Origin of the sequence: Bacillus sp. NPDC060175, from assembly GCF_042728695.1 — a bacterium.
Lineage (GTDB): Bacteria > Bacillota > Bacilli > Bacillales > Bacillaceae_G > Bacillus_A.
The window spans coordinates 59,761-73,541 of the sequence record NZ_JBHWYR010000013.1 but is presented as its reverse complement, the minus strand read 5'-3'; the positions used below and the strand labels follow the sequence as shown (position 1 = coordinate 73,541).

Sequence of the window (13,781 nt, the reverse complement as noted above, 5' to 3'; positions counted from 1 at the left end):
CTTCCAACATCAATTAATAGAAATTAGTTAGCAAGCTAACAAATTCTGACCTTTAAAATTTTCTATCTTTTCTGTCAAATTCCTCTTTTTTTCTTACATATAAAATTCGACTTTTTTCTCTTTAAAGTAATGGGGAATATTAATACTTGAGGATATATATGAGAGGAAAATAAAAAAGACCCCAACATATTAACTACTTACTAATACGTTAGAGTCTTTATTTTTTTTGAATGATTGTATTTATATTTCTCATACTAATATATTTGCAAGGAATAGAATAAATGATGTTAATATTACTGCTCCGCCTAATGATCCTAATAAATCTGTTTTTGTTACTTGTAACACTTGTTCACTGTTCATATTCCTCATTCTCCTTTCATTTTGTACGATTTAAAACTTCTATTATACTAATACACTTGATAGAAATACGATTAATGCCGTTAATACCACTGCTCCACTTGCTGATCCTACGAAATCACCTTTTGTTACTTGTAATACTTGCTCTTTCATTTTTTCATTCTCCCTTCTTTTTTCTTTTGTTACAAAAATTTTATTATACTAATACGCTTGATAGAAATACGATTAACGCTGTTAATACTACTGCTCCGCTTGCTGACCCTACGAAATCACCTTTTGTTACTTGTAATACTTGCTCTTTCATTTTTTTCATTCTCCCTTCTTTTTTCTTTTGTTACAAAAATTCTATTATACTAATACGCTTGATAGAAATACGATTAATGCTGTTAATACTACCGCTCCACTTGCTGATCCTAAGAAGTCGCCTTTTGTTACGTTTAATACTTGCTCGTTGTTCATAATTTTCATTCTCCCTTCTCTTATTTTTGTTATAAAACTTCTATTATACTAATACGCTTGATAGAAATACGATTAATGCTGTTAATACTACTGCTCCGCTTGCTGATCCTAAGAAGTCGCCTTTTGTTATGTTTAATACTTGCTCGTTGTTCATATCATTCATTCTCCTTTTTTATAAGTTATCTATATGTAATTACTAAGAAATGATTAGTTCATAGTTTTCATGTTAACGTTACATTAAAATTAATTGCGTAACGTTTGTAACATTAATGTAACATAACTATTATTACGTTGCAATATAATTACGTAAATTTTATTACACTTTTTTTACGTTTTTTTAAATAAACACTCAAAAACCTTGTTTTAATGCGTTTTCTACTACACTCACATTTGTAACACTCGTGTAACATTACGGTCATAAAGTGAAATATAATATTATTCATCTCTATTTCGTTACAAAACAAAGTGAAACTTTAATCAGCGAGGGTTCCATTCCCTACTGATTATTCCCCCTCACCAATCGAGCTTTTACTGGCAATTAATGCGGGATAAAATACTATCTTTCCAAGATAAGTTTATATGTTTCCTCTATATAACTATGTATAATAAAAACAAAGAGGTGGTCATTTTGAAATTAATCGCATTAGATATGGATGGTACACTACTATCATCTAATCTTGAAATCTCCAAAGAGAACTTACAAGCTATCCAAACCGCAAAAGAAGCTGGTCATATTGTAATGATTTGTTCTGGCCGCGCGAAAGAGGATGCTTTAAAATTATTGGAAGAATATAAACTATCTCTTCCAGTTGGAGCAAGCAATGGGGCAATTGTTTATGTGGACGGAAAAGTAATTAACTCGCGTTGTTTACAAAACGATAAAGTATACAAGCTTGCAAAATTACTAGAATCTGAAGGTTTCCCATATAAGTTGTACACAAATAAAGGGGTTTATTCTCCTTATACATGGCAAGGTCAAGTCATGCAGGCATTCGAAGAAAACAAACATACACTAGATGTTACACTTGAGGAACTTGAAAGAATTACAGAAAAACAAAAGAAATCTAACTTAATTACTGATTTCCAAAAAATCGAAGATGTCGTAAATAATCCAGAATTAGAAATATCTAAATTCTTCATTTTAACATTCAATGCTGCTCATCGTTCACAGCTATTACAAACTTTACAAGGAGATACGGACATTTCAGTTACGGCATCAGCTCCTACTAATGTAGAAATTATGGATAAGCATGGTCATAAAGGGAACGGCCTACAAGAAATGGCAGCTTATTTCAATATACCAATTGAAGATACAGTTGCAATCGGTGATAACTTTAATGACGTGCCAATGTTACAAGTTGCTGGTTTATCTGTTGCAATGGGAAATGCTGAAGAAGATGTAAAAAAACTATGTGATGTTGTAACATTAACAAACAATGAACATGGTGTTGCTCATGCAATCGAGCAATTCGTATTAAAACAAACTTCATCTAGTAAATAAAAAAAGGGCTCTTTCAATTTGAAAGAGTCCTTTTCTTTTATACATGATGACAAGCAACAAAGTGCTCTTCACCAACATTACGAAATTCTGGTACTGTTTTTTTACAAACATCTGTCGCAAACGGACAACGTGTATGAAAACGACAACCTGAAGGTGGATTCGCTGGACTTGGAATATCACCCTCTAGTATAATTCGCTCTCGCTTCACTGTTGGATCTGGTATTGGTACAGCCGATAACAAAGCTTTTGTATACGGATGAAGTGGATTCGCAAATAACTCATCACGCGGTGCCGTCTCCACGATCGTACCTAAATACATAATTCCAATTTTCGTACATAAGTGCTCCACAACACTTAAATCATGTGAAATGAATAAATAGGACAATCCCTTTTTCTCCTGTAATTCACTAAACAAATTAATGATTTGCGCTTGAATAGATACATCTAATGCCGCAACAGGCTCATCAGCCACAATAAATTCTGGATCTAATACCATTGCCCTTGCAATAACGATACGCTGACGTTGCCCGCCGGAAAACTCATGAGGGTACCGGTCAATATGATACGGCGCTAAACCACATAACTCCAATACTTCTATCACCTTTTCACGGACATTTTCTTTCGTCGCTAGCCCGTGAGCCAACATTGGCTCACCAAGCGCTTCTCCAATTCTCATTCTTGGATTTAATGAACTAAATGGATCTTGAAAGACGAGCTGCATATTAGGACGATGCTTTCTCAATTCCTCCTTGGATAAGGAATGAACATCGTGCCCTTTAAACTTTACTTCCCCCTCCGTTTTTTGGACGAGACGTAAAATTGTTTTTCCTATCGTTGTTTTTCCACTTCCCGATTCTCCAACGAGGCCGAATACTTCACCTTTATTAATAGTAAAACTTACTCCATCAACTGCTTTTACATGTCCAATCGTTCTACTGAATATGCCTCCTTTAATTGGAAAATACGTCTTTAAGTTTTTCACTTCTAATAATGGTTCACTCATTGTTCCGCACGCTCCTCATATAACCAGCAAGCTACTTTATGATCCTCATCGTGTACATTCAGATTTGGTGCTTCTTCTTTACATATTTCCATACAATGCTCACAACGACCGCTAAAGTAACAAAACTCATCTAAGCCAACTAAATTCGGAACTTGCCCTGGAATAGAATAAAGTTTATCTGTTCGTTTCCCCATTACTGGTTTTGATTTTAGTAACCCTTTCGTATATGGGTGTTTAGGATTTTGAAATAGCTCTACCACTGGAGCTTCTTCAATGACTTTACCACCATACATAACAACAACGTAATCCGCCATTTCCGCTACAACACCTAGATCATGTGTAATTAATAAAATCGATGTTTTAAATTCCTCTTTTACTTGTCTTAGTAAATCTAATATTTGAGCTTGAATCGTAACATCAAGAGCAGTTGTCGGTTCATCTGCAATTAATAACTTAGGGTTACAGCTTAGTGCAACAGCAATCATAATACGTTGTAACATGCCACCGCTTAGCTCATGTGGATACGAATGGACAATTTCATCCGCGCGAGCTATACCAACTTTACGAATTAATTCGATTGCCTTCTTATACGCTTCATTTTTACTAAGTAATTCATGCTCTCTTAACGTTTCTACAATTTGTTCTCCTACAGTGAAGACCGGATTTAGCGATGTCATCGGTTCTTGGAAAATCATCGCAATGTCATTGCCTCGTAAACTACGAAGCTCTTTCTCTTTCATACCTAAAAGACTTCTTCCTTCATATAAAATATCTCCACCTACTACACTGCCTGATTCAGCAATAAGTCCCATAATAGATAGCGCAGTTACACTCTTCCCGCAGCCCGATTCGCCTACTACACAAACTGTTTCACCTTCTCGAACTGAAAAGCTAACATGATTGACAGCCTTTACTGTACCTTCTTCCGTCTGAAAGTGTGTTTGTAAATCCTTTAGCTCTACTACTGCTTTACTCATGCTTCCTCACCTACCGCTTCATCTTTGGATCTAATGCATCACGAAGTGCATCGCCAAGTAAATTAATTGATACAACTGTTATAAAGATTGTAAAACCGGGTGGAATCCATAACCACGGACGCTTTTGGAAATCGATTAATGAGTTTGCTGAGCTAATCATATTTCCCCACGATGGTGTAGGCGGGACAACGCCAAGTCCTAGGTAACTTAGTGCAGACTCTCCTAATATAGAACCCGCAACACCTAATGTTGATACAACAATTAATATTGGCAAAACATTTGGGATTAAATGATATACAATTTTCCGATAATCTTTTATCCCTAGTACATCAGCAGCTTGCATAAACGATTGTTCTCGAAGCGATAAAATTTGCCCCCGTACGAGACGGGCAAGTCCTGGCCAACCTACTAAACTTAAAATAATCATAATGACGTAAAGACGATAATCAGATGGTACTTTCCATTCTGATAAAATAGCACCCATTATAATAAGTAACGGTAATCCCGGCATCGACATTAAAATATCGGCAAGACGCATTATAATATTGTCGACGATACCACGGTAAAAACCTGCAATAGCTCCTAATAAAGCACCTAATATAACTGATAACACCATTGAAGCTAAGCCAATTGTTAACGAAATCCGCCCCGCTTGCATCAGCCTCGTTAAAATATCTCTTCCTAATTGATCCGTACCAAGCCAATGAGAAAAACTAGGTGGCTTGTTAATTAGCGCAACTTGTATTTTCCCTGATGCATACGGTGAAAAGAATGGACCGATAAAGCAAAATAAAAACATAAAAACTAATGCATAAAACCCTATAAGTGCCATTTTATTTTTCTTTATCCTTTTAAAAGCTTGCCTCCACGGCGATGATTCATTTCGTCTTTTCTTTTTTACTTTTTTCTCTGTAATTGCGGTAACAGTTTCCATCTCTTTCCCCCCTTACTTCAACCGAATACGTGGATCAACAACTGCATATACAACATCCGCTAAAAAATTTGAAACAATTGTCAAACAAGAAAGAAACATCGTAAATGCCATTAATACTGTATAATCACGGAAATTAAGTGCTTCTAATTGAATATTACCGATACCTGGCCAGTTAAAAATTTGTTCAATAATAATTGCCCCTGAAAACAATCCTGGTAACTCAAATGCAAGCAATGTAATAGCTGGTAAAATTGCATTTTTTAATGCATGTTTATAAATAACTGTCTTCTCCTTTAAACCTTTTGCTCTAGCCGTTCGAATGTAATCTTGTCTCACAACTTCTAACATACTCGTTCTAAAATAACGAGTTAATGAGCCTACTCCAAGAAGTGTCAAAATAAAGACTGGTAAAACCATATGCTTTGCAACTTCTATTACGTAAGCAAGCCCCGTCGAATTACTCCCAACATCAATCATCCCGCCTATCGGTAATAACTTAAAGTCAACCGCGAACACTTTAATTAAAAACAAACCGATAAAGAATGAAGGGAATGACATCGCTGCAAAGACACCAATTGTTACAAGCTTATCGAATAAGGAATGCTGCTTTGTCGCTGAAAACACGCCGATAATAAGTGCAATTAGCCAAATAAAGAACAATGCAATAACCGCAACAATAAACGAATTCCATATAAATTTATTTAATAATGACGTTACAGGTTCTTGATATTGAAGAGAAAAACCAAAGTCCCCCTGCAATGCATTACCTAGCCAGTGAAAATATCGCTCAACAATTGGTTTATTCAATCCATACAATTCCCTAAGTTCAGCTGCTCTTTCCGGTGTAATCTTCGGGTTTGAATCAATATAATCTCCTGGAAGAAGTGCGAACAGGAAGAAGATAATAATTGATGCACCCAACAGTGTAGGAATCATTTGTAACAGCCTACGAATGATATATGTTTTCACCCTTTTTCTCTCCAATCTTATGCTTAAAATAGAAGAACATTTTTTCAAAACGACATACTACTTGCCGAATGAAAAAATGTCTTCTATTTATACATTCTTATCGCTATTTTTCGATAGATAATACTGGCAAGTTTGCACTAATACTATTGTACTTTTCAGGGTCAATTCCTTTTATATTCCCGTTGTATCCTGTAATTGTCCTACGGTAGTTTAATAGAATTACTGGTGGGTCATCACTTAATTCTTTATACAGTTCTTTATAAATTGGTTTACGTTTTTCAATATCAACTGTCTCAATACCCTTTTTAATTAACTCATCTACTTTCGCATTTTTATAACCAAGACTCTTCTCATTGACACCAGATAAATATTCACCAGCTGTTTCACTTGGGTCACTTGTAATCGGTGTCGAAACAGAAGCTAAATCATAGTCACCTTTGTTTACCTTCGAAAGCATAGTATTAAAGTCCATAAATTCAGGATTAAATTCTACACCTATCTCTTTATAATTCTCTTTGGCAATTGGAATTAGTAGATCACTATCTTTAGCCGAACTTGGGCCGAAATAAGAAAGCTTTAATTTTTGACCATCTTTTTCACGAATTCCATCCGAACCAGCTTTCCATCCCGCTTCATCTAATAATTTTTTCGCTTTTTCTTTATCGTATTCATATTTATTAACCCCTTCTTCCGTATAAGCCCAAGAAGTCGGATGGATTGGTACACTAGCTACTGTACCGTACCCTTTTAATGCTGTATCAACATACTTTTTGCGATCTAATCCATAAATAAGTGCTTGGCGAACCTTTTTATCCTTTAAGTACGGCTTATTATTATTCATATAAATATAACTAAATGATGCTGCTGTTTCGATTTGAATATTCGCGAATTGTAAACCTTTCGCTTGTTCAAGAACTTCATCACCAGTACCTAGGCCAGTATAATCAACCTCGCCTGTTTGGAACAATTGTAGTTTTGTATCACCAGCAGTAATTTTATAAATGAAGTTTGGAATTTTCGGTTTACCTGCATAATAATTTTCATTTGCTACAAATCGAACTTCTTGACCAGGAATATACTTTTCAAATTTATATGGGCCCGCAGCTATCGGTTTTCCATATAACTCTTTTAAATAATCTAAACTTGTATTTTGTTTATAGTCTTTTCCATAATACGCTTTTGATAACACTGGTCCACCTAAAGCAGTTAGTGTCTGGGAATTAACTTTTTCAGTCGTAACTTTAATTGTCTGTGGATCAACAACTTGAATTCCTTCAATAGAAGTTGCTTTACCTTCTTTATATTCTTTTCCGCCTTTAACAACATATTGAGAAATATCCATTTCACCCTCATATGCCTTATCATGTAAAAGCGTCAATGTGAATGCTACATCATCCGCCGTTAATGGCGAACCATCACTAAATTTTAAATCTTTACGTAAATGGAATGTATATGTTAACTGATCAGAGGAAACATCCCACTTCTCAGCTAATTCTGGAGTCGGTTTTCCTTGTTTATCTGTCGATACAAGAGATGCAAAAATAACAGAAGTTACATTTCCATCCCAACCATTTTGCTGGAAGTATGGTAAAAAGACACCACCTGGTTTACTAATCCCAACAACTAACGTGTCTTTTCGACTTTTTGCTTTGTCAGGCACTTTCGTCTTATCTGTAGCAGCAATCTTTTCGATTTTTATATTTTTTAAATCTTGCTGTTTAACTGGTTCTGTAGAAGCCGTATCTTCCTGTCCCCCGCAAGCAGATAACACAAACGAACTACTCAGTAATACTGAAAATACACCAGCCCATTTTTTTGTCTTTTTCTTCATTGTCCCCACCCTAACTTTTTTTTAATAATTACACTTTATGAACTGCTTGCCTTATGTATGCCTCCCACAGCAACATTTTATAGCCAATCGGAAAAGTCGGTTTTGAACGTAAAAAAACAGATGTTTTTGAGGGGTAACAATCTTATTCCGACTTTTCCGGTAGACTTTATGGTTATTAGCTTATATCTTTCAGTATATTTTGTCAATTATTTCTATATAAATATTTTGAGAGTTCTCCAAAAATTATTGAGCAATATTCAATTTAGGTAAACTTAACAATATACCATTATAGTTATCTTCTTGTAATCCTTGAATTCGTGCGTTGTGAGCAGATACCACTTTACTATTATTTAAGAAAATCACTGGTGGATCTTCACTTAATTCTTGATACAATTTCTTATAAATCTCTTTCCGTTTCTCAATATCTAACGTTTGTAGCGCCTCTGTTGCTAGTTCATCCACTTTCGGATTATGATACCCATCGTAGTTTCGTTTACTTGTCGAAACAAATTCCTCAATTGTCCCACTCGGATCATCAATCATCGGTGTGGACACCATCGCTAAATCATAATCTCCTTTAATTACCTTGGAAATCATCGTATTAAAGTCCATGTATTCTGGGTTAAAATCTACCCCAAGATTTTTATAATCTTCTTTCATAACAGGGATCATTACATTATTGATTTTACTTGCAGGAGAAGCAAAATAACTTACCTTCAATTTCTGACCATCTTTTTCACGAATTCCATCTGAACCAGCTTTCCATCCAGCTTCATCAAGTAGTTGCTTTGCTTTTTCTAAATTATATTCGTATTTATTAATCCCTTCTTCTGTATACGCCCAGGAAACTGGTGTAATTGGTACATTGACGAGTGAAGCATAACCTTGGAAATACGTATCAATTACCTTTTGGCGCTCTAATCCGTAAATAAGCGCTTGGCGAACACGTTTATCTTTAAAGTATGGTTTCTTATAATTCATTTTAATGTAGCCGTAAGAACTTCCTGTATACACATTAATATTAGCGAAACCTAACTCTTTTAATTGCTCGATCGTCTCCACATTTGTCGTAAATCCATCATAATCTACTTCTCCCGCTTGAAACTGTTGCAAATTCGTATCACCTTTTGTAATTTTATAAATAAAGTGCTCAATCTTCGGTTTACCCTCAAAATAATTTTCATTCGCTACAAATCGAACTTCTTGGCCTGGAATGTATTTATCTAGTTTATAAGCTCCAGATCCCATCGGTTTTCCATATAACTCTTTTAAATACTCTAAATTCCCTTGCTTATACTCTTTACCGTAATAAGCTTTTGATATAACTTCTCCACCAATTAACAATAATGTTTGGGCATTTACCTTCTCAGTTTTAATCGTAATTGTTTTCGGATCAACGACTTGAATGCCTTCAATAGCTGTTGCCTTTCCTTCTTTATATGCTTGCCCACCCTTTATTGCTGTTTGGCTTATGTCCGTTGCACCACTATAAGTTGGATCATGCAGTAACGTTAATGTAAATGCTACATCCTCCGCTGTTAACAGTGAACCATCACTAAACTTTAAATCATCTTTCAAATGAAACGTATATGTAAGCTGATCCTCCGAAATATCCCACTTCTTCGTTAGAATTGGGATTGGTTTCCCCTCCTTATCCAATCCAACGAGAGGAGCAAAGATAGCTTGTGTTATATTACCATCCCACCCATTTTCCATAAAATGCGGAAGGAATATCCCGCCAGGGCTCGGCATTCCCACTACAAAGGTATCTTTTCTTTCTTTTGCCTTTGCTGGACTCTTTGCTTTGTCACTCGCCTTAATAAACTCATCTTTTACTTTCGGCATCTTTACTGCTTCATTTGTACTTTTCTCTTCCTGAGCACATCCTGCTAATAAAACCGATGTACTAAGGAATGTAGCAAGTAACCCTTTCAAAGCCTTTCGCATAATTCTCACCTTTACTTTCCTGTTTTTTAATTAAGAGGTAACATAACGCCCCTTTCTGTAACTATCTTTATTTTACCTATAAAAATAGTATGAATTAATTTCAAGATTATTCCTTTCCAATAGTCATGTCAATCCTTGCTAATTGTTTTCTCTCAAAAAAACAAAAAACACCTTCTATTACCTAATAGCCACGCATAGAATAATAACAATTAACTACCAAAAAGGGGGCGAAAATATGGACAACCTATTCCAATATGTCCTGCACTATGTATTATTGACACTCATGATAGTCGGGGCGTTATTACTATTCCCTTTCTTCCCAAAGTTCGTCCTCTTTTTAGCTTTTTTTATTATGCTCGGGATCGCTATTATAATTTCAACAAGAGAAGATGCCACACAAAAAGAAAGCAGAGTTCAGCGCGTAAAGCTGTGAACTCTGCTTTCTTTTTTCAGTCATAACGTATTCTTGTTAAACCAATTACGAAAAATACTCCCGCAAATAAAATGAGTATACCAATATATCCTCCTATATCTGCTAATGTACCTCCCCTTACAATTAGCTCAGTAAAGCCACGCATCGCCCACGTTTGCGGAACAAAATTTGAAGCCGCTTGCATCCATGAAGGCTCAATTTCAATTGGCCAATAAAGACCACTAATCATACACGTTGAAATTACAACGATATTCCCTAGTGCGGACTGCTGTTCTGCTGTTTTCACGATACTTGCCAATAATAAAGCTAGACCAATAACCGCTAATAGTAATACTGAAACGAGTGTAATAACCCCTAATAAATTTCCCCACTGCACATCAAATAATGAATGCGTTAATATCATTAAAACACCAAATTGAATCCACCCTATTAAAAAGAAGGAAAGGATATATCCTGCTAGTATTTGAATTTTTGAAACTGGTGCCCCTAATAAACGAGACCAAACACCAAGTTGTCTAGCTTTCAAAATAGTTCCCGTCGCACTTAACATGACAATCATGACGAATAGAATTGAAAAACCTGTAGCTCGCCCTGTAACGTTATTTAACTTTTGATCATCATGTAAAATCGATTCTTTTTGAATCGAAACAGGATTTACTTTTGTATAAATTGTTTCATACATCGTTTCCCACGGAGTGTTACTTTTCTTCTCAAAATCTCTTGCTGCACTAACTTCTATCTCCATCTTTTTTAATGCACTTGCTAATACTTGCTCTACAGAAGTTCCACCCGTAAAATCTGCACTGGCTTGAAATTGAATATTTTCTACTTTTCCATCTAGCATACTCTTTTGAAAATCTTTCGGAATGATGATTATACCAGATGATTTCTTGTCTTCGATCCTCTGTGTCCCTTCCCTATACGTTACCTTTTCTATAGAACTTAAATCACTTTTCTTTATTTCCTCATAATACTTGCCAGATAATACAGAACCATCTTTATCTACTAAACTAACATTTACTTTCTCATTCCCACTTCCGCCTAAAAGTCCACCGAAAATGAGTGTGAAAATAATAGGCATTCCAAACATGAGTATATAACTTTGTGGCTTAATTAAAATTTGTTTTAATTCTAGCCAACAAAGCGCCCAAACCTTCTTCATCATTTCCCCTCCTATCTCGTACGTAAACGTAACGTTCCAATCATAACGGAGATAATTCCTGCACTACATAAACTTAAAATGACAGGGAATAGCACATCCCAAGATGTTCCCGACATAATATTTAAGAAGCTCGTAAGTGCCCATTTATTCGGAGCAATATTCGCAACTGTTTGAAGTGTATCGGGAAATACGTAAATCGGTAACATTGATCCCCCTAATATAGCTAGTATTTGAATACCGATTCCCCCCATTAAATCTGCTGTTTTTTCCTCACGAATAAAGGCTGCAATTAACATTGATAAACCGGAAACACAAATTGCATAAGAAATCCCCAACACTACTATTTGAGACACGTCTTCGCCCCATTCCACATGAAACATAAAGTGTGTAGCAACTATAAATATTCCAAATTGTACACAGGCAAATAGTAATGTACCTAAAAACTTCCCGAATAAAATTGAAAATGAGCTCGTCGGTGTACTGAACAAACGCGCCAACGTTTCAGTTCGTTGCTCTGTTACAACTGACTTTGCACCTACTGTTATGTTATATAGTAAAAACATGACTAACATCGCAGCTGAATAATATTGCATCGCGGCAACTGTTTTTTTACCTACCGTTCCTTTTTGGATGTTATCCACACTTGCAGTTGCTATCGTCTGTAGGCTTCCACTTACTTCTTTTGCAACTTGTGCTAGATCACCATGCTGAGATTTTGCTAATTCTGTTACAACACTTTTAGTAGATACTGCGACTGTTTGAACACGTTCCGAAAAAGAGCGGATCATTGACTCGGCAATTTTTGCTTGTATATCTTTTGATGGGTCTATAAGTACCGTTGGTTCTTTTAATTTCCCATCTTGCACTTGTTCGCTCCATTTGTTTGGGATAACAATTCCTACATCTATTTTCTTTTCCTTTAACATATCTTCAAGCTCTTCCCGAGAGTTAACTACCTTTACTTTCACATCATCTTTTATTTCTTTAGATTGCAATACATCTTTTTGAAAGACATCTGCAAACTCATCCGTTCCCTCTTGATAATAGCCAATTACTGTTTTCGGTAGTCCACCACTATCAAATACATTACTTAACGCTGAACCTAAAATCGCTGTTAATAAAAGCGGCATAATTAACATCATCATAAAGCCACGGCGATCAATTAAACGGATTTTCAAATCTTTCCATGCAATAATGCAACTTTTCATCTCACACTAACCTCCTTAATCACGCAGTGAACGTCCTGTTAATTGTAAAAAGAGTGCCTCTAAATTCGGTTCTTGTACTTCCAGTTTTAAAATTTGAGCGTTGTTCTCAACAACTACGGAAACAACTGTACCAATTGCCTCGCCACCATTTAGTCCAATGTCAATTGTGCTAGTATCTTCGTCAAAAATAATCCGCTCAACAACAGGTAGTGCTTTCAACTTTTGTAGCAGTTCCGTACTATAGCGATTTAATTGTAATTTCACTATAAACCCATCTGTCAGACGATTACATAACTCTCTTTTCGTTCCTAGTGCAATTACCTTTCCATGATCAACGATGGCAATTCGCTCACATAAATACTCAACTTCTTCCATGTAATGACTCGTATAAATGACCGTCATACCTTTTTCATTTAACTTTTTAACAGTCTCTAAAATATGATTTCTCGATTGCGGATCAATCCCGACTGTCGGTTCATCCATAATTAATAACTCTGGTTCGTGCATAAGTGCTGCACCAATATTAATACGCCTTTTCATTCCACCTGAAAATGTTTCAATTTTATCTTTTCCCCGATCCTGTAAACCGACGTAAACTAACACTTCCTCTGCTCGCTCTTTTGCAACTTTCCCATTTAAACCGTACATCTTTCCCCAAAAAATCAAATTTTCCTTCGCTGAAAGTGTCGGATACAGCGCAATGTCTTGCGGGACAATACCGATTTTCTTTTTCGCTTCTAATGGATACTCTTTTACAGATTTCCCACCAACTTTTATATCACCACTATCGTATGGAATTAACCCGCAAATCATTGATATCGTCGTTGATTTCCCCGCTCCGTTTGGTCCAAGCAATCCAAATGTTTCACCTTTTTTCACTTCAAAAGAAACATTCTTTACGATTTCCTTCTTACCAAATGATTTCGTAATATGATCTATGACTAACATATTGATTCAGCCCCTTTGCATTCATCTATACTTTCATTGTAGAAAAATTTCT

16 protein-coding genes are annotated in these 13,781 nt (G+C 35.7%); 2 read left to right on the top strand and 14 right to left on the bottom strand.

The features are described from left to right. Positions 1-249: 249 nt before the first annotated feature. From ACFWDE_RS09635 to ACFWDE_RS09615, 5 genes are read right to left on the bottom strand one after another with little or no spacing between them, the layout of a single operon-like run. The gene (locus ACFWDE_RS09635; protein WP_001083697.1) at positions 250-360 is read right to left on the bottom strand and encodes a DUF3948 family protein; all 111 of its coding nucleotides are present in this window, start codon (positions 358-360) and stop codon (positions 250-252) included. A gap of 42 nt (positions 361-402) precedes the next feature. Next, entirely contained in the window at positions 403-510 is a 108-nt protein-coding gene (locus ACFWDE_RS09630) for a DUF3948 family protein (RefSeq protein WP_000664237.1), read from the bottom strand. 43 nt (positions 511-553) lie between these two features. Next, positions 554-670: a DUF3948 family protein gene (locus ACFWDE_RS09625; RefSeq protein WP_219916885.1), complete on the bottom strand. Its 117-nt coding sequence runs from the start codon at positions 668-670 to the stop codon at positions 554-556. Between the two features lie 35 nt (positions 671-705). Then, the gene (locus ACFWDE_RS09620) at positions 706-816 is read right to left on the bottom strand and encodes a DUF3948 family protein (RefSeq protein ID WP_001058532.1); all 111 of its coding nucleotides are present in this window, start codon (positions 814-816) and stop codon (positions 706-708) included. Positions 817-859: 43 nt separating this feature from the next. After that, positions 860-979: a DUF3948 family protein gene (locus tag ACFWDE_RS09615; protein ID WP_219916884.1), complete on the bottom strand. Its 120-nt coding sequence runs from the start codon at positions 977-979 to the stop codon at positions 860-862. A gap of 465 nt (positions 980-1,444) precedes the next feature. Here ACFWDE_RS09615 and ACFWDE_RS09610 point away from each other — a divergent pair, with 465 nt between their 5' ends. After that, complete coding sequence (locus ACFWDE_RS09610; protein WP_377891830.1) at positions 1,445-2,317, top strand: Cof-type HAD-IIB family hydrolase; 873 nt, start codon at positions 1,445-1,447, stop codon at positions 2,315-2,317. 37 nt (positions 2,318-2,354) lie between these two features. On the opposite strand, the gene ACFWDE_RS09605 is transcribed toward ACFWDE_RS09610, so the two are convergent. The 6 genes from ACFWDE_RS09605 to ACFWDE_RS09580 form a co-directional block, all read right to left on the bottom strand. Next, positions 2,355-3,320 carry an ABC transporter ATP-binding protein gene (locus ACFWDE_RS09605; RefSeq protein WP_002009869.1) on the bottom strand — a complete coding sequence of 322 codons (966 nt, stop codon included), beginning with the start codon at positions 3,318-3,320 and terminating at the stop codon, positions 2,355-2,357. Further along, complete coding sequence (locus ACFWDE_RS09600) at positions 3,317-4,297, bottom strand: ABC transporter ATP-binding protein (protein WP_377891827.1); 981 nt, start codon at positions 4,295-4,297, stop codon at positions 3,317-3,319. Before ACFWDE_RS09600 ends, ACFWDE_RS09605 begins: the two co-directional genes overlap by 4 nt. A 10-nt stretch (positions 4,298-4,307) precedes the next feature. Then, complete coding sequence (gene opp4C, locus ACFWDE_RS09595; RefSeq protein ID WP_264539966.1) at positions 4,308-5,231, bottom strand: oligopeptide ABC transporter permease; 924 nt, start codon at positions 5,229-5,231, stop codon at positions 4,308-4,310. Between the two features lie 12 nt (positions 5,232-5,243). Further along, a complete protein-coding gene (locus ACFWDE_RS09590) occupies positions 5,244-6,200 on the bottom strand; it encodes an ABC transporter permease (RefSeq protein WP_219916879.1) in 957 nt (318 codons plus the stop codon). A gap of 103 nt (positions 6,201-6,303) precedes the next feature. Next, a complete protein-coding gene (locus ACFWDE_RS09585) occupies positions 6,304-8,031 on the bottom strand; it encodes an ABC transporter substrate-binding protein (RefSeq protein ID WP_377891822.1) in 1,728 nt (575 codons plus the stop codon). 243 nt (positions 8,032-8,274) lie between these two features. After that, positions 8,275-9,978 carry an ABC transporter substrate-binding protein gene (locus ACFWDE_RS09580; RefSeq protein ID WP_377891819.1) on the bottom strand — a complete coding sequence of 568 codons (1,704 nt, stop codon included), beginning with the start codon at positions 9,976-9,978 and terminating at the stop codon, positions 8,275-8,277. A 235-nt stretch (positions 9,979-10,213) separates the two neighbouring features. On the opposite strand from ACFWDE_RS09580, the gene ACFWDE_RS09575 reads away from it, so the two are divergent. Next, positions 10,214-10,411, top strand: coding sequence for a hypothetical protein (locus ACFWDE_RS09575; RefSeq protein ID WP_000369263.1), 198 nt, complete (start codon positions 10,214-10,216; stop codon positions 10,409-10,411). Positions 10,412-10,427: 16 nt separating this feature from the next. Here ACFWDE_RS09575 and ACFWDE_RS09570 read toward each other — a convergent pair whose 3' ends face one another. Genes ACFWDE_RS09570 through ACFWDE_RS09560 form a run of 3 tightly spaced genes read right to left on the bottom strand, consistent with a single transcriptional unit; the run spans position 10,428 to position 13,729 of the window. Next, complete coding sequence (locus ACFWDE_RS09570; RefSeq protein WP_377891815.1) at positions 10,428-11,573, bottom strand: ABC transporter permease; 1,146 nt, start codon at positions 11,571-11,573, stop codon at positions 10,428-10,430. An 11-nt stretch (positions 11,574-11,584) separates the two neighbouring features. Next, positions 11,585-12,781: an ABC transporter permease gene (locus ACFWDE_RS09565; RefSeq protein WP_377891812.1), complete on the bottom strand. Its 1,197-nt coding sequence runs from the start codon at positions 12,779-12,781 to the stop codon at positions 11,585-11,587. A gap of 15 nt (positions 12,782-12,796) precedes the next feature. Beyond that, a complete protein-coding gene (locus ACFWDE_RS09560; protein WP_377891810.1) occupies positions 12,797-13,729 on the bottom strand; it encodes an ABC transporter ATP-binding protein in 933 nt (310 codons plus the stop codon). Between the last annotated feature and the right edge of the window lie 52 nt (positions 13,730-13,781).